The sequence below is a fragment of the Halomonas sp. JB37 genome (assembly GCF_002332255.1).
Lineage (GTDB): Bacteria > Pseudomonadota > Gammaproteobacteria > Pseudomonadales > Halomonadaceae > Vreelandella > Vreelandella casei.
Window position 1 is genome coordinate 2553182 of the sequence record NZ_NRGW01000001.1, and the last position, 15875, is coordinate 2569056.

Annotated in this window: 12 protein-coding genes, 1 tRNA gene and 1 other RNA gene; 9 read left to right on the forward strand and 5 right to left on the reverse strand. The window is 53.7% G+C overall.

The features are described from left to right. Positions 1-42: 42 nt before the first annotated feature. The 3 genes from CIK78_RS11890 to CIK78_RS11900 all read left to right on the forward strand — a co-directional run bounded on the left by CIK78_RS11890 (position 43) and on the right by CIK78_RS11900 (position 2960). Complete coding sequence (locus tag CIK78_RS11890; RefSeq protein ID WP_096280288.1) at positions 43-336, forward strand: co-chaperone GroES; 294 nt, start codon at positions 43-45, stop codon at positions 334-336. A gap of 57 nt (positions 337-393) precedes the next feature. Further along, positions 394-2037, forward strand: coding sequence for a chaperonin GroEL (gene groL / locus CIK78_RS11895; RefSeq protein ID WP_096280290.1), 1644 nt, complete (start codon positions 394-396; stop codon positions 2035-2037). Between the two features lie 188 nt (positions 2038-2225). After that, the gene (locus tag CIK78_RS11900) at positions 2226-2960 is read left to right on the forward strand and encodes an RNA methyltransferase (RefSeq protein WP_096280292.1); all 735 of its coding nucleotides are present in this window, start codon (positions 2226-2228) and stop codon (positions 2958-2960) included. A 63-nt stretch (positions 2961-3023) separates the two neighbouring features. Here CIK78_RS11900 and CIK78_RS11905 read toward each other — a convergent pair whose 3' ends face one another. Then, positions 3024-4370 (reverse strand): Na+/H+ antiporter NhaC family protein, encoded by a 1347-nt coding sequence (locus tag CIK78_RS11905; RefSeq protein ID WP_096280294.1) that lies wholly within the window; start codon positions 4368-4370, stop codon positions 3024-3026. A 205-nt stretch (positions 4371-4575) separates the two neighbouring features. Here CIK78_RS11905 and mntR point away from each other — a divergent pair, with 205 nt between their 5' ends. After that, positions 4576-5052 (forward strand): manganese-binding transcriptional regulator MntR, encoded by a 477-nt coding sequence (gene mntR, locus CIK78_RS11910; RefSeq protein WP_096280296.1) that lies wholly within the window; start codon positions 4576-4578, stop codon positions 5050-5052. A gap of 3 nt (positions 5053-5055) precedes the next feature. On the opposite strand, the gene CIK78_RS11915 is transcribed toward mntR, so the two are convergent. From CIK78_RS11915 to CIK78_RS11930, 4 genes are all read right to left on the reverse strand, one after another. Continuing rightward, positions 5056-5820, reverse strand: a complete 765-nt coding sequence (locus CIK78_RS11915; protein ID WP_096280298.1) for a DUF3750 domain-containing protein — start codon at positions 5818-5820, stop codon at positions 5056-5058. A 137-nt stretch (positions 5821-5957) separates the two neighbouring features. Further along, positions 5958-6054: signal recognition particle sRNA small type (gene ffs, locus CIK78_RS11920), an RNA gene on the reverse strand. A gap of 51 nt (positions 6055-6105) precedes the next feature. Beyond that, positions 6106-6182: transfer RNA gene (locus CIK78_RS11925), tRNA-Met, on the reverse strand. An 87-nt stretch (positions 6183-6269) separates the two neighbouring features. Then, positions 6270-7205: a choline ABC transporter substrate-binding protein gene (locus tag CIK78_RS11930; RefSeq protein WP_096280300.1), complete on the reverse strand. Its 936-nt coding sequence runs from the start codon at positions 7203-7205 to the stop codon at positions 6270-6272. Positions 7206-7421: 216 nt separating this feature from the next. On the opposite strand from CIK78_RS11930, the gene betI reads away from it, so the two are divergent. The 5 genes from betI to CIK78_RS11955 all read left to right on the forward strand — a co-directional run bounded on the left by betI (position 7422) and on the right by CIK78_RS11955 (position 15812). Continuing rightward, a complete protein-coding gene (betI, locus tag CIK78_RS11935) occupies positions 7422-8042 on the forward strand; it encodes a transcriptional regulator BetI (protein WP_176483399.1) in 621 nt (206 codons plus the stop codon). A 21-nt stretch (positions 8043-8063) separates the two neighbouring features. Then, positions 8064-9533 carry a betaine-aldehyde dehydrogenase gene (betB, locus tag CIK78_RS11940; protein ID WP_096280304.1) on the forward strand — a complete coding sequence of 490 codons (1470 nt, stop codon included), beginning with the start codon at positions 8064-8066 and terminating at the stop codon, positions 9531-9533. A gap of 9 nt (positions 9534-9542) precedes the next feature. Next, complete coding sequence (gene betA, locus CIK78_RS11945) at positions 9543-11216, forward strand: choline dehydrogenase (protein ID WP_096280306.1); 1674 nt, start codon at positions 9543-9545, stop codon at positions 11214-11216. A gap of 231 nt (positions 11217-11447) precedes the next feature. Then, positions 11448-13934 carry an acyl-CoA dehydrogenase gene (locus CIK78_RS11950; protein WP_096280308.1) on the forward strand — a complete coding sequence of 829 codons (2487 nt, stop codon included), beginning with the start codon at positions 11448-11450 and terminating at the stop codon, positions 13932-13934. Between the two features lie 234 nt (positions 13935-14168). Continuing rightward, complete coding sequence (locus CIK78_RS11955) at positions 14169-15812, forward strand: FAD-dependent oxidoreductase (RefSeq protein ID WP_096282370.1); 1644 nt, start codon at positions 14169-14171, stop codon at positions 15810-15812. The last annotated feature ends 63 nt before the right edge of the window (positions 15813-15875 follow it).

Genomic DNA, 15875 nt, shown 5'->3' on the forward strand with positions numbered 1-15875 from the left:
GCTGCCCTCAATAAGGGCTTCAACCTACTTAGGAGAACGTGAATGAACATCCGTCCTTTACATGATCGTGTCATCGTCCGTCGCGTTGAAGAAGAACAGAAAACGGCTGGTGGCATCGTGCTTCCTGGTAATGCACAAGAAAAACCTACCCGTGGTGAAGTATTAGCCGTCGGCAATGGTCGCATTCTTGAAAATGGCGAAGTACGTCCGCTAGACGTTAAAGTCGGCGACAACGTGATCTTTAAAGATGGCTACGGCGTTGAGAAACAAAAAGTCGACGGCGAAGAAGTTCTGATTATGAGTGAAACCGATATCCTTGCCGTTGTTGAAGGTTAATCCTCATTTCAGCTATTTACTTTCACGTTTTTGAATTCAATTTAGGAAGTAACCACTATGTCAGCTAAACAAGTTAAATTTTCTGATGACGCACGCAAACGTATGGCGCGCGGCGTTGATGTTCTTGCCAACGCAGTAAAAGTAACGCTAGGCCCGAAAGGCCGTAACGTGGTGCTGGAAAAATCCTTCGGCTCCCCCACCGTTACTAAAGACGGTGTCTCTGTCGCTAAAGAAATCGAACTGAAAGACAAGTTCGAGAACATGGGCGCCCAGATGGTTAAAGAAGTTGCTTCACAGACTTCTGATGCGGCTGGCGACGGCACCACCACCGCTACCGTTCTCGCCCAAGCAATCATTGCTGAAGGCCTGAAAGGCGTGACTGCCGGCATGAACCCGATGGACCTCAAGCGCGGCATCGATCAAGCCGTTGCGGCCGCTGTTAAAGAAATCAAAGCAATGTCCGTACCTTGCACCGACACCAAGTCGATTGCTCAGGTCGGCACGATTTCTGCCAACGGCGACAAGCGTATTGGTGAAATCATCGCTGAAGCGATGGAAAAAGTAGGTAAAGAAGGCGTCATCACCGTTGATGAAGGCCGTGGCTTTGAAGATGAGCTAGAAGTTGTTGAAGGTATGCAGTTTGATCGCGGCTACCTGTCTCCCTACTTCGTTACCAACCAGGACACCATGACGGTTGAACTGGAAGATCCTTACATCCTATTAGTGGATAAAAAGATCTCCAACATCCGTGAGCTGCTGCCGGTTCTTGAAGCCGTTGCTAAGCAAGGCAAGCCGCTAGCTATTATCGCTGAAGATATCGAAGGCGAAGCGCTTGCAACGTTGGTGGTTAACAACATGCGCGGTATCGTTAAAGTCGCTGCTGCTAAAGCACCTGGCTTCGGCGACCGTCGTAAATCCATGCTGCAGGACATTGCTATCCTGACCAACGGCACGGTCATTTCTGAAGAAGTTGGCCTGACGCTTGAGCAAGCTACCCTGGATCACCTGGGTACGGCTAAGCGCATGACGATGTCTAAAGAAAACACCACGATCATCGACGGCGCTGGTGCAGAAAACGACATTGAAGCTCGCGTTAACCAGATCCGCGCGCAAATCGAAGATACGTCTTCTGATTACGACAAAGAGAAGCTGCAAGAGCGTGTTGCTAAACTAGCAGGCGGTGTTGCTGTTATCCGCGTTGGTGCTGCGACCGAAGTGGAAATGAAAGAGAAGAAAGCACGCGTTGAAGACGCTCTGCACTCTACTCGTGCAGCCGTTGAAGAAGGCGTGGTACCTGGTGGCGGTACAGCACTCGTTCGCGTTATGGCTAAAGTACAAGGCCTGACTGGCGAAAACGAAGACCAAAACCACGGTATCAACATGGCGCTGCGCGCTATGCAGTCACCGCTTCGTCAAATCGTGACTAACGCTGGTGAAGAAGCTGCCATCGTAATTAATCGCGTTAAAGATGAAGTAGGCAACTTCGGCTACAACGCACAGACCGGCGAATACGGCGATCTGTTCGAAATGGGCGTTCTGGACCCCGCTAAAGTAACCCGTACTGCGCTGCAGTCCGCTGGTTCTGTTGCAGGTCTGATGATCACCACTGAGTGCATGATCGCAGAAGACCCCGAAGAGAAAGAAGGCGCTCCTGATATGGGCGGCATGGGTGGAATGGGTGGTATGGGCGGCATGATGTAACGCAACCCTGAGCCCTTTGCTCAAGATGACTAGCTGTTAATGTCATCACCAACAACCCCGCCTTGTGCGGGGTTGTTGCGTTATAAAGACCTGCACGGCATTAACGCTACATCATAACTTATCGTCCATTCAGCTAAGCCAACGTGCTATTATCAGGCCGATTTTTTAAGGCTATAGGGCGATAACGCATGTTGCAGCATATCCGTATCGTGCTCGTACAGACCTTTCACCCAGGCAATATTGGGGCTGCGGCGCGGGCAATGAAAACCATGGGTTTGACTGAGCTGGTGCTGGTTAACCCACGCTCATACCCTGATGTAGAAGCCACTCGCCTTTCCGCGGGCGCTAACGATGTGCTTGATAATGCCCGCATTGTCAGCTCGCTAGACGCCGCTGTTATCGACTGTGTTCAAGTGGTGGGGGCTAGCGCGCGCCTGCGCAGCCTACCGTTGCCCCACTATGATGAACCCGACGATATGGCCTTAGACGTCATTCAGAATGCGCAAACTGCACCGGTAGCATTAGTATTTGGACGAGAGCGCTCAGGGCTTACAAACGATGAGATTCGCTGCTGCACCCACCAGGTCAGCATCCCAGCCAATGCCGATTACGGCATTCTGAATTTATCTCAAGCGGTGCAAATTTTAGCGTACGAAGTGCACCGTGCATGGCGTAAAAGCGCAGATAACGATTTCGCATATCAACGGCCGCTGGAAGCGATACCCCCTAGCCGTGAACAGTTTCTACACTTCCAAGCGCATCTCGGGGAGTTAATGCAAAAAAGTGGCTTTTTAACCCAACCCCACGCCCGCACTGAAGAGCAGCTCCAAGCACTCTTTGCTCGCGCGCAGCCTAGCCGCAAAGAGCTTTCTCTGCTGCGAGGCCTACTAAGCGCTTTTGAGTCTTATTTGCCTAAGCAGTGAGGCATGATTACTCATAAAAAAGGGACAACGCCTGTTGTCCCTTTGCATATCAAAGCCACATGCTTACAGCATCATTGCCGCCAGCCAGCCAAAGCCCACTAGTGGAATATTGTAATGCAGAAACGTCGGCACAACGCTGTCCCAAATGTGATCATGCTGACGATCCACATTAAGACCGGAGGTCGGCCCCAGGGTTGAATCAGACGCAGGTGAGCCCGCATCTCCCAGCGCCGCTGCCGTACCTACCAGCACTACCGTGGCCATGGGCGAAAAGCCAAACTGCACCGCTAAGGGCACAAAAATAGCGGCAATAATGGGAATGGTTGAGAACGAAGAGCCAATCCCCAGCGTTATAAACAGCCCGACCAGCAGCATTACTAGCGCAGCTAAGCCTCGGTTATCACCCAGTACCGCAAAGGCACCCGATACCAGCGTGTCGATTTCACCCGTGGTTTTCATCACTTCGGCAAAGCCCGCCGCTGAAATCATGATAAAACCAATCAGCGCCATCATTCGCATGCCGCTGGTAAAGAGATCATCAGCTTCCCGCCACTTGAATATTCCCCCAAGCGAGAGCAAACCAATACCTACCAAGCCACCTAAAATCATTGAGCCGCTATATAGCTGCAGCCCCAGCGCAGCGACAATGGCAACGCCCGACATTATAAGCCCCAGCATGTGAGGCTCGGCGGGCGTATGCCCTTCCATCACGTTAGCGTTAGCAATGTCTTGAGCCTGATAGTCACGCGGGCGCCGATAGCTCCAAAATAGCGCGACGATTAGCCCTAACGCCATACCGCCTACCGGGATCGCCATGGCCATAGGCACCATGCCACGGGTAATCTCTAAGCCTAACGGCCCGCCGGCGCTATTTAAGTTAGCGAGCAATATATCGTTGAGGAAGATCGCCCCAAAACCGACTGGCAGCAGCATGTACGGCGCAGTTAATCCAAACGTGAGTGCACAGGCCACCGCGCGCCGATCTAGCCTCAAGCGATTCATCACGATTAAGAGCGGCGGAATAAGCACGGGTATAAAAGCGATATGCACAGGAATAGCGTTTTGTGACGAGATGGCAACCAGCAAAACCGCCGTTAGCAGCAGCACTTTAACGCGCGCTTGATGTGCTGGCGTGGTTTGTTTGCCCAGTAACGTAATCAGACGATTCGCCAGCATGTCCGGCAAACCAGAGCGGGAAATCGCCACTGCAAACGCGCCTAGAGTGGCATAGGCCAATGCAACTTGGGCACCGCCACCCACGCCTGCATTAAACGCATCCATGGTTTGCTCAAGGCTCAACCCACCCACCAAGCCGCCCACTAAAGCACCCAGCACCAGCGCGAAAACCACCGAGACACGCGCCAGCGATAGCGCAACCATCACCAGCACCGCCAGAATTACTGCATTCATGAAGATCCCTAAAGCTATTGAAAGGCTATTTACAGCGAAGGTGGCGGATTTTAGCAGAATAAAACCACAAACCTAAGCGGGGGGGCTCAGCAAAAGTACTGATTCTTAGCGGATCTCTTTTGTGTATTATCAACTGGAAAACTTTGTGCGTAAAAATACGCGACTATCCAATGATTGTTACACCAGCCTCCGATATAATCTGCCGATGACTGAATCTAATCCGAACGCCTCATTGCCCGCCGCCAGCATTCCTGGCGATGCGCTGCCCCCCGTGGAGCAGCACGCCCTGCAATACGCAACGGTGCGCAACGCTCACGAAACCGAATTGATTGAAGACTATGTTGAGCTGATAGGTGATTTGCTGATGCACCGTGGCGAAGCCCGTGCAGCGGATATAGCCAATCGCATGGCGGTTAGCCAAGCGACTGTATCGAAAATGATTCGGCGTTTAAATGAGCTGGAGCTAGTGACTAGCAAGCCCTACCGATCGCTGTTCCTCACCGAGGCTGGCCAAAAAATGGCCGAGACGTCGCGTGCTCGCCACGACATCGTGCTGCACTTCCTGCGTGCACTGGGTGTTAAAGATGCCACCGCCCGCATTGATGCTGAAGGCATGGAGCATCACGTAAGCGATGAAACACTCACGATCATGCAACGCTTTACCGACCACCAGCAAAATTAAAAGCTAATCACCACTGCCTGATACTCGGGCGGGCATTCCCAGCCTCCCGATACCCGGCAGCTTTAACGCAGGCCGCATAACATCAAAACCAACGCTGAGCCCTAAAAAATTAATCTCAAGACCCTCTTCCAGCGCGAACATAATGCCGATCATGCCGCCTAGTGAAAACTGGTAGCCAGTGCCGCTGGGGGCAGGCGCAAACACGCCGTTAAAAATATAATCCTTACCGATAGCCGTCACAGGCAGCGTTACCTCAAACCCTGGTACTTCACGTATTACCCAGGCAATAAAGCTATTGCTATTAGGCCCGGGCCACACGCGGTAAAGGTCGGCTTGAGGATAATCCGTGGCGGCGGCCTCTATTTTCGGAATCATCTGGCCAGCCGCTTCCCCGCGATAATCGGCCAACAGCGTAGGCGCATTTCCAAACCAAGTCCGGTCAGGCGTATCAATAGAGGACACCACCGTGGGCTGGCGCCAGCTCAATACCTGATGTAGCCGATAACTGTCAGCATTTTCCGCTTTGGTTGCGATCCAAATATGCTCGCCAAACGCCCCTCGCCAATTGTATGCCCGGGCCGAATAGACCTGCACAACAGCCTCAGAATAGGCTGCAGGGTCAGGCGCAATACCCGTCGAGGTGCGATCTAACGATGACCAATGAACATCCGTGACCACCTGATTCGTCACCAATAACCATGCAGGTCCCACTAACAGCAGCGCCAAAAGCGCCACGAGGCTGAGCAGCCATCGCAGTAGCGTTTTCATCGTAATACCCGTAAGGCTAATATTAAATGTAAGTACCGCACTAGCTTACAAGACGCAAGCGTATTGCTTGACGAGTCTGTGCGTCAGCAGTATTTAAAGGAGGGAAATAAAATAATGCAGGCTAGAAATGGTGGTAGCCCCAGAAGCCACATCCCGGCACACGCAGCCACCACTACCGTTGCTCCCTTCCGGGCCTGGCGGGGTTCGCAGTTTAGCGTTGCGGGAGGACCTAAGGGGCCACCATAACGGCACACTCTGTATGAAATAAGTGTGCTAATGCTGATGTGGTGGCTACGCCCTGATTTGAACAGGGGACCCCATCATTATGAGTGATGTGCTCTAACCAGCTGAGCTACGTAGCCTTTTCCTCATCAACGGGTGCAGATTATGCCTATCTTAAATGCGAAAGGCAAGCCGGATTCCGACTCACCTTCCCCACCTAAATTAGCTTATTGAATGGCAGCGCGCACGGCCTCTGCGCCAGGCTCGCCATTACGCGTTGTCACGCCGTTTAACCACTCATCCAGGATACTGTCATTGGCTTTTAAGTAGTCACGCGCGGCGTCACGGGGCGCGACACCATCATCCATAATCGCGCTCATCAGCTGGTTCTCCATTTCCAGCGTAAAGGTCATATTGCGTAATAACACCCCCACATTTGGGCACTCATCCACAAACCCCGCGCGTGTATTTGTATGCACCGTCGCGCCCCCTAGCTCCGGGCCAAAATAATCATCGGCGCCTGAGAGATAGGCCATCTCAAAGTTAGAGTTCATGGGGTGTGGCTCCCAACCTAAAAACACCATCCACTGCTCATTCGGGACGCGCGCACGCAACTCCGCCAACATCCCTGCCTCGCTGGAGTTCACCACCTGCCAGTCGCCTAACTCATAGGCGTTATCATCAATCATTTGCTCGATTAGCTCGTTGCCATCGTTACCTGCTTCAATGCCGTGCACGCTGCGGTCAAACTGATCTGCATGCGCCGCCAGGTCATTGACCGATGTCACACCCGCATCATAAACGTATTGCGGCACGGCCAGTGTGTACTTTGCCCCTTCCAGGTTAGCTACCAAGCGCTCGACCTCCCCTCGCTCTATATAAGGGTCGCTAATAGATGCCATTGAAGGCATCCAGTTGCCCAGAAATACATCAAAATCATTGTTGCGCATCCCCGCGTAGGCAATGGGCACAGAGACCGTATCTATGCTTGATGCATAGCCGAGCCCTTCAAGCACTTCACTGGCCAGCGCGGTGGTCGCGGTAATGTCTGTCCAGCCGACTTCAGCAAAGCGTACGCTGCTGCATTCGCCGGCATAAGCCACCGCTGGTAATCCGGCGGCCAGCAGTAAAGCACCGGCGTAACACGTCGAAATTTTACTCATGTTCGTTGTCCCCTTGAAACGTCTGATGCGAGCGCACTGAGAGCTCAGCTCACATTCAGAAAAAAGTACGTCGCCTGTATAGACCGATCTTTTATTGATTGAACGTTCAATAAAAAAATGCCATCATGGTTAGGTAATCATGCTTAACAGTGGGTTTCAAGTTTCACTCACGCTAAGTATTCAACGTATACAGGTGAGCGTTCGCAGGAGATCAACGTGCCAAAGGTTGGAATGGAACCGATACGCCGTCAGCAGTTAATCCACGCAACGATGGCTGCCATTGATGAAGTTGGTCTAGCCGAAGCCACCGTGATGCGCATTTCTCGTCATGCGGGCGTATCTGCGGGCATCATCAGCCATTACTTTGGCGGCAAAGATGGCCTGCTGGAAGCAACCATGCGGCAAATCCTCACCGATCTTACCGAGGCCGTTGCCGCGCGCCGCCATGCGTTAACAGACGACTCTCCGCGCGCCCACATTAGCGCTATTATTGAGGGCAACTTTGACCGCACCCAAGTCACCGGCCCCGCTGCCAAGACATGGTTAGCCTTTTGGGCGAGCAGCATGCACAAGCCCATGCTTCAGCGCTTGCAAAACGTCAATGACCGGCGCCTTTACACCCATTTATGCCATCAGTTTAGACGCGTAATGCCACGCCATGATGCCCGCAGCGCCGCCCGCGGTTTGGCGGCGATGATTGACGGCCTATGGCTGCGCGGAGCGTTAACGCCCGCAGGGCTTGATGCAGATGAAGCCCGGCTTATCGCGCAGGCCTACCTTGATCAACTGCTTGATCATCATGGCTGTGCAACGTCTGCATCCGATACATATCGCTAGTTTTTATTCGAGGAGACCTACATGGCCGCTCAAGACATACAGCCTCTCTATATTGATGGTCGCCAGGTAAGCGCCACGTCAGGTGAAACCTTTACCGTCACCAATCCTTTTAATGGCAGCCTGATCGCTACGATCGGCCAAGCCAGCCAGTCCGATGTTGACACCGCCGTTGAAGCCGCTCAGCGCGGCCAGCGTGAGTGGGCCGCCATGACCGGCATGCAGCGTTCGCGCGTATTATTGCGCGCCGTGGCATTGTTACGAGAACGTAATGACGAGCTTGCCGAATTGGAAACCCGCAATACCGGCAAGCCGATTAGCGAAACGGCGAGCGTTGATATCGTGACCGGCGCCGATGCGCTTGAGTACTACGCTGGCCTGGCGCCTGCTATTGAAGGCAATCAGATCCCCCTACGTGGCAGCTCTTTTGTGTATACCCGTCGCGAGCCGCTGGGGGTTATTGGTGCGATTGGCGCCTGGAACTACCCGATCCAAATAGCCTGCTGGAAAGCAGCGCCTGCGCTGGCTGCCGGCAACGCGGTGGTATTCAAGCCTAGCGAAGTTACCCCGCTCACCGTGATGAAATTAGCAGAAATCTTCACTGAGGCAGGCTTGCCTAACGGCGTCTTTAACGTGGTCCAGGGCGACGGCCGCGTGGGCGCCATGCTCACCCAGCACCCGGGTATCGCCAAAGTCTCGTTCACAGGCGAAGCGGGGACCGGTAAAAAAGTCATGGCTGCCGCCGCAAGCTCGACGCTAAAAGACGTCACTATGGAGCTGGGAGGAAAGTCGCCGCTGCTGGTCTTTGCCGACGCCGACCTGGACCGTGCCGCTGACGCTGCCATGATGGCCAACTTCTATTCCAGTGGCCAAATCTGCACAAACGGCACACGGGTGTTTGTTGAGCGCAGCGTCAAAGACGCCTTTGAAGCCAAGCTGGTAGAGCGCGTTACGCGTATTAAGGCGGGTGACCCTATGGACCCTAGCGTCAACTTTGGCCCGCTGGTCAGTTTCGAGCATCAAGAGAAAGTGCTTTCCTATATCGCTCTGGGCAAAGAGCAAGGTGCTCGCCTGCTCGTAGGCGGTGACGACTGGAGCACTGGCAGTTTTGCAGATGGCGCCTGGGCTGCACCCACCGTGTTCACCGACTGCACCGACGATATGCGTATCGTGCGTGAAGAGATCTTCGGCCCGGTAATGTCAGTGTTGGTTTTCGATGACGAAAATGAAGTTATTCGCCGCGCCAATGACACCACATATGGACTTGCCGCCGGTGTCTTTAGCGAAAGCCTAAATCGTGCCCACCGCGTGATTCACCAACTGGAAGCCGGTATTTGCTGGATTAACACTTGGGGTGAGTCACCCTCCGAGATGCCGGTAGGCGGCTATAAAGAGTCGGGTATTGGTCGCGAGAACGGTATCGAGACGCTTAATCACTATACCCAAACCAAGTCCGTACAGATTGAAATGGGCCCGTTTGAGTCAGTGTTTTAAGGAGTTATTATGTCTCAACCACGCGAATTTGATTACATCATTATCGGCGCAGGCTCCGCGGGCAACGTGCTTGCTACTCGCCTGACCGAAGACAACAGCGTCAGTGTGCTGCTACTTGAAGCGGGCGGCCCAGACTATCGCCTCGACTTTCGCACCCAAATGCCAGCGGCCCTGGCATTCCCACTGCAGGGCAAACGCTATAACTGGGCATTTGAAACCGATCCCGAACCGCATATGGATGGCCGCCGCATGGAGTGTGGCCGAGGCAAAGGTCTGGGCGGCTCCTCGCTGATTAACGGCATGTGCTATATCCGCGGCAACGCCCTCGACTACGACAACTGGGCCAAACGGCCCGGTCTTGAAGATTGGGACTACCTCAGCTGCCTGCCCTACTTCAAAAAATGCGAAACCCGCGACACCGGCGCTAATAGCTATCACGGTGGCGAAGGCCCGGTCAGTGTGACCACGCCAAAAGCGGATAACAACCCGCTCTATCGCACCTTTATTGAAGCTGGTAAGCAGGCAGGCTACCCGGAAACCGAGGACGTAAACGGCTACCAGCAAGAGGGCTTTGGCCCCATGGACCGCTTTGTGACGCCGAAGGGCCGCCGTGCGTCCACTGCCCGTGGCTACCTAGACACTGCCAAAAAACGCCAAAATTTAACCATTGAAACTCACGCGGTTACTGACGTTATTGAGTTTGAAGGTAAACGCGCCGTTGGCGTTCGTTATGAACAGAAAGGCGAAAAGCAGCAGGTCTACGCACGCCGTGAAGTTCTTTTATGCGGGGGCGCTATCGCCTCGCCGCAGATTTTGCAGCGCTCAGGCATCGGCAATCCAGAACTGCTGAAAGAGCTTAATATCGAGACGGTTCACGCCCTGCCCGGCGTGGGTGAAAATCTCCAGGATCACCTGGAAATGTACATTCAATACGAGTGCAAGGAACCTATCTCGCTCTATCCGGCGCTGAAGTGGTATAACCAGCCTAAAATTGGCGCGGAATGGCTTTTCAATGGCACCGGCGTAGGCGCCAGCAACCAGTTCGAAGCCTGTGGATTCATCCGCAGCCGTGATGAAGAAGAGTGGCCCAATCTTCAGTACCACTTTTTACCCATTGCCATCAGCTACAACGGCAAAAGCGCGGTGCAGGCTCACGGCTTCCAGGCCCACGTTGGCTCTATGCGCTCAGAAAGCCGTGGCCGCATTCGCTTAACGTCGAAAGATCCTCACGCGGCGCCGAGCATTTTGTTCAACTACATGGCTAAAGAAAACGACTGGCAAGAGTTTCGCGACGCCATTCGCCTCACCCGCCATATCATCGCCCAGCCAGCGTTTGAACCATATCGCGGTCGTGAAATAGCCCCTGGCGCTGACGTTCAGTCAGATGCTGAAATCGATGCATTCGTTAAGGAACACGCCGAAACGGCCTACCACCCCTGTGGCAGCTGCAAAATGGGTAGCGATGAACTCGCGGTGACCGATGGCCAGGGCCGCGTCCATGGCATTGAAGGTCTGCGCGTGGTCGATGCGTCACTTTTCCCGGTAATCCCTACTGGCAATCTAAACGCTCCGACCATTATGCTGGCGGAAAAAATCGCGGACCGTATAAAAGGTAGCGCACCGCTGCCTCGCGCCAGCGTTGACTACTATGTAGCAAACGGCGCACCCGCCCAACGCGTCTAAACATAAGCACACCTGAACATTTAGTCCGTTTATCACTCAAAACGTCATGGCTCATTGCCATGGCGTTTTTTTATAGTGTGTGTGGCTATAATGGCCTTAACCCTACCTAAATACTTGCACCAAACGGCACCCATCTGCCAATATTCAAACAGGCGTTCGACCCACTATTGTATTGCCTTTTTACTAACAACAGCAGGCTGAAATAAAAGGCCTGAAACAGAGAGAGAGTCTATGCTCACCCTACTCCTTATCGTGCTCGCCATCGCAGGTCTGCTCGTGGTAATGCGCCGTGAAGCTGGCGCTCCCGCGGCGCTGATCGTGCTTGCCGTGCTGGGCCTCGTTGGCCTGCTGTTTGACGCGAAAGTGATCGGCCTGCTACTGCTTATTGCCGCTGCGGCGGTTGCCGCCGCTGGCCTCCCCGCGCTGCGTAGCCAATGGCTAACGCCGCGCCTATTTACCATGTTTAAAAAGGTGGCACCGAAAGTATCGGCGACAGAGCGCACGGCTTTAGAAGCAGGTAGCGTTTCGTGGGATGGCGAATTATTTTCAGGCAAGCCTCAGTGGGACAAACTGCTGGCTTTTAAAGACGACGGGCTGCGCGACGATGAGAAAGCCTTTCTAGCCAACCAGTGCGCCAAAGCGGCGGGGATGTGCAATGCCTGGGATATCGCCCATGAGCGCGCCGACCTGCCCCAGCAACTGTGGGACTACCTGAAAAAAGAAGGCTTCTTCGGCATGATTATTCCGAAGGAGTACGGCGGGCTTGGCTTCTCCGCGAAAGCCCAGTCGATGGTGCTGCAAAAACTCTCTGCCAATGAAACGCTGATGGTCACCGTGGGCGTTCCCAACTCACTCGGCCCCGGTGAACTGCTGCTTAAATACGGCACCCAAGAGCAAAAAGATCACTACCTGCCGCGCTTATCCGACGGCCGTGAAATCCCTTGCTTTGGCCTCACCGGCCCTCGCGCGGGCTCAGACGCCACGTCCCTGCCCGACACCGGCATCGTCTGCAAGCAGACCATCAATGGCGAAGAGGTGCTGGGTCTTCGTCTTAACTTCGAAAAGCGCTGGATCACCCTCGCCCCCATCGCCACCGTTGTGGGCCTTGCGTTTCGCTTGTTTGATCCAGAGAAACTGCTGGGTGACGAAGAAGATCGCGGCATAACCTTGGCCTTGATTCCCCGTGACACCGCTGGCATGGAAATAGGTCGTCGCCATCACCCTATCGGCAGCCCGTTTATGAACGGACCGATTGTGGGTAACGATGTCTTTGTACCGCTGGACACCATCATTGGTGGCCAGGACATGATCGGCCAAGGCTGGCGCATGCTGGTGGAATGCTTATCTATTGGCCGCTGTATCACGCTGCCATCAGGCGCTACCGGCACTGCGCGCTATGCGCTGGGTTGGAGCGGCGGTTTCACCCGTGTTCGTCGTCAGTTCAACGTGCCGGTGGCGGAAATGGAAGGTGTGCAAGAGCCGCTCGCACGCATGGCAGCGATGGCCTACATTTCCCAGGCAACCGTGTACCAAACCGCGAACATGATTGATCACGGCGAAAAACCCGCGGTGCCTTCAGCGATTCTGAAAAGTCAGCTAACCGAGTTTCAGCGCGTGCTGCTTAGTGACGCCATGGATGTTCATGGCGGTAAGGCCGTGACGCTTGGCCCGCGCAACTATTTGGGCATCGGCTACAGCGCAAACCCGGTGGCGATTACCGTGGAAGGCGCCAACATTATGACCCGTAACCTGATGATCTTTGGTCAGGGCGCTATCCGCTGTCACCCGTATGTGCTGGATGAACTGGCCGCTAAAGACGCAAACGATATTCAGGCGTTTGATAAAGCCTTCTTCAGCCATGCAGGGCTGATTTTCGGCAACGCAGCTCGCGCCTTAACCCTCGGCTTTAGCCTGGGTAAAGCTAGCGTGCCTTTCGATGCTCCTGCCGCTATGTATGCCCAAGACGTGGCACGTCTCTCTGCGGGCTTCGGGCTATGTGCCGATGCCGCGATGGCAAGCTTAGGCTCAGCGCTTAAGAAGCGCGAGATGCTTTCTGCACGCCTGGGCGATGTGCTTTCGAATCTTTATCTCACGTCAATGGTGCTGAAGCAGTGGCAAGCCGGCAGTAAGGTAGAAGGCGAAGAAGCGCTATTGCACTATAGCTGCCGCTTTTTACTCCAGCGTGCCGAGCAAGCGCTTGTGGAGGTTTTCGATAATCTCCCCAATCGTATCCTGGGTAAAACGCTCAATGCCTTGGTCATGCCGGCCGGCCGTCGCTGGAATAAGCCCCATGACGATCTTGCCCGCGACATCGCCAAGCGCGTTTCCACCCACAGCGCTCTGCGCACAAAGCTGCTGGATAACACTTGGGACGTGGATGACGGTGAACAGCGCAACCCGCTAGCACGCTATAACGCCCTGCTGGTTGACTATGACCGCGCCGAGGTACTCTATCGCACGGTGAATAAAGCCTATTCAAAAGGTGAGATACCGCAAACGGCGCTTCACCCGGAAGCTCGTATTGAGGCCGGTTTGGAAAAAGGCCTCATCAGCGAGGACGATGCCATCTTCATGCGTACCTTTGAAGCGGAAGTGTTGGAAATGCTCACCGTCGATGACTTCGCCTACGATGCCTTTGCCAAGAACAAATCCACGCTAATTGATCATAACGGCCAATCCTCGCCAGCACCTCAGCAGGAAGAAGCCGGCATTAAATAACGCTTTTTGCTCTGCTCGCCTTCAACCGGCCCCTGATAATAAGGGGCCGTTTTTTTTGCGCCCACGTTATCTACCTACCGAGCAGTCTATAAGGCGATGCTAGCCTAATGCGTCCAAAAGAACATTGAATGTTCGAAAATGATCACCTATAGTTTCGTTAGTGAAAAAAACAATAAACCTCCTACTGTTCACACCATGACGGTAAGCGAGTTTTTTATGTTAACGGGGCCCGCCATGACACTGCGAAATCGAAACACTGAAAAGTTACCTACCGATATTTTTGACGCGCTCATTATCGGTGGCGGTATTAATGGCGCGGCCACGGCAGCGGCACTGGCAGGAAAAGGCGCAAAAGTTGCCTTGATTGACCGTGGCGACTTCGCCGGCAGCACCAGCATGCACTCCTCCAATTTAGTATGGGGAGGCATTAAATATATGGAAAGCAACGACTTTTCACTGGTTCGAAAGCTGTGTAAAAGCCGCAATCACTTGATTAAGAGCTATCCTTCCACGGTGCAGGAAATCCGCTTTCTAACCACTATTTCAAAAGGTTTTCGCCACTCACCGCGCTACCTATGGGCAGGCACCTGGCTTTATTGGCTAATGGGTAATGGCTTTACCAAATTGCCACGACTACTCTCATCGAAAAAGATCAAGCACGAAGAGCCCATCATCAACACGCAGAACTCGGTCGGTGGTTTTGAATACTCCGATGCTTATCTTCACGATAATGATGCACGGTTTGTGTTTAATTTTATGCGCCACGCGCTCAACTATGGCGCGGTTGCCGCAAACTACGTTGAGTCACTCGGTGCCGAGCGCGAAGGTGATTTATGGGTCACCAAGGCCCGCAACGTAATGGATGGCAGTACCTTTGACATTCGCGCCAAGGTACTGATTAACGCGGCAGGCCCCTGGGTAGATCAACATAATGAGCTAACACGTCAAAAAACGACGCACCACCATCTTTATTCCAAAGGTATTCACCTTATCGTCCCGCAGTTAACCGATTCCCAGCGCGTGCTGGCGTTTTTTGCTGACGACGGGCGGCTATTTTTTGTCATTCCAATGGGTAATCGTACCTGCATCGGCACCACCGACACGCATATGGAGCACCCGGAGGTTGACGTTACCGCTGACGATATCGCCTTTGTGTTGGAAAATATCAACAAGCGTTTAACGTTAGACAAACCGCTTAGCCAAGACGACATTATCTCGACACGCTGCGGAGTGCGGCCGTTAGCGATTAAAGGCGATCAAGGCAGTGACCGTGATTTCTTGCAGCTTTCGCGTAAGCACGTGATCGATACCAATGACGACAGCGCCCATATCAGTATCTTTGGCGGCAAACTCACCGACTGTTTAAACGTTGGTGATGAAATTGCCGAGGAGATGACGCGCTTGGGCGTAACGCTATCCGCGCCTGATTTTAAATGGTATGGCGAGCCAGCAGACGCCGTGAAGCAGCAGTTTATGGATCAGGCCAAACGCATGAACTTAGATGCGATGACCGCAGCTACTTCATCAGAGCCTCTCTCGACGCGCCTCTGGCGGCGCTACGCTGACCAAGCTGTTCAGATGCTAGCCAAAATCCAAGCGGACCCTGCTCAAGCTGACATCTTAATTGAAGGTACCGAATATATTCGCTGCGAGTTAGAGCACGCCCGCGACCACGAAATGATCACCCAGCTTGAAGATTTTCTACGTCGTCGCGCCAAAGTCTCGCTTGTCGTACCCCATGAACAGCTCCGCCAATCCAGTGGCTTAAAAGAGGCCTGCCGCGTGTTATTTGGCGACGATGCTGAAGAGCGCTTCAATAGCTATTTTGAACTGCACCGGGATACCTCACGGCCAGCGATGCCCGCGGCTGACGCTTAAGCTTTTAGCCGCTACAAAAAAGCCCCCTTACGTAATAAGGGGGCTAATTGTTGCTTACCGGTT

What these genes read in the sequence shown, in the direction of transcription:
- CIK78_RS11955 (WP_096282370.1), top strand. Translation starts at nt 14,169, where the DNA reads ATGACACTGCGAAATCGAAACACTGAAAAGTTACCTACCGATATTTTT.
- CIK78_RS11915 (WP_096280298.1), bottom strand. Translation starts at nt 5,820, where the DNA reads ATGAAAACGCTACTGCGATGGCTGCTCAGCCTCGTGGCGCTTTTGGCG.
- CIK78_RS11905 (WP_096280294.1), bottom strand. Translation starts at nt 4,370, where the DNA reads ATGAATGCAGTAATTCTGGCGGTGCTGGTGATGGTTGCGCTATCGCTG.
- mntR (WP_096280296.1), top strand. Translation starts at nt 4,576, where the DNA reads ATGACTGAATCTAATCCGAACGCCTCATTGCCCGCCGCCAGCATTCCT.
- betA (WP_096280306.1), top strand. Translation starts at nt 9,543, where the DNA reads ATGTCTCAACCACGCGAATTTGATTACATCATTATCGGCGCAGGCTCC.
- betB (WP_096280304.1), top strand. Translation starts at nt 8,064, where the DNA reads ATGGCCGCTCAAGACATACAGCCTCTCTATATTGATGGTCGCCAGGTA.
- CIK78_RS11950 (WP_096280308.1), top strand. Translation starts at nt 11,448, where the DNA reads ATGCTCACCCTACTCCTTATCGTGCTCGCCATCGCAGGTCTGCTCGTG.
- CIK78_RS11930 (WP_096280300.1), bottom strand. Translation starts at nt 7,205, where the DNA reads ATGAGTAAAATTTCGACGTGTTACGCCGGTGCTTTACTGCTGGCCGCC.
- CIK78_RS11890 (WP_096280288.1), top strand. Translation starts at nt 43, where the DNA reads ATGAACATCCGTCCTTTACATGATCGTGTCATCGTCCGTCGCGTTGAA.
- CIK78_RS11900 (WP_096280292.1), top strand. Translation starts at nt 2,226, where the DNA reads ATGTTGCAGCATATCCGTATCGTGCTCGTACAGACCTTTCACCCAGGC.
- groL (WP_096280290.1), top strand. Translation starts at nt 394, where the DNA reads ATGTCAGCTAAACAAGTTAAATTTTCTGATGACGCACGCAAACGTATG.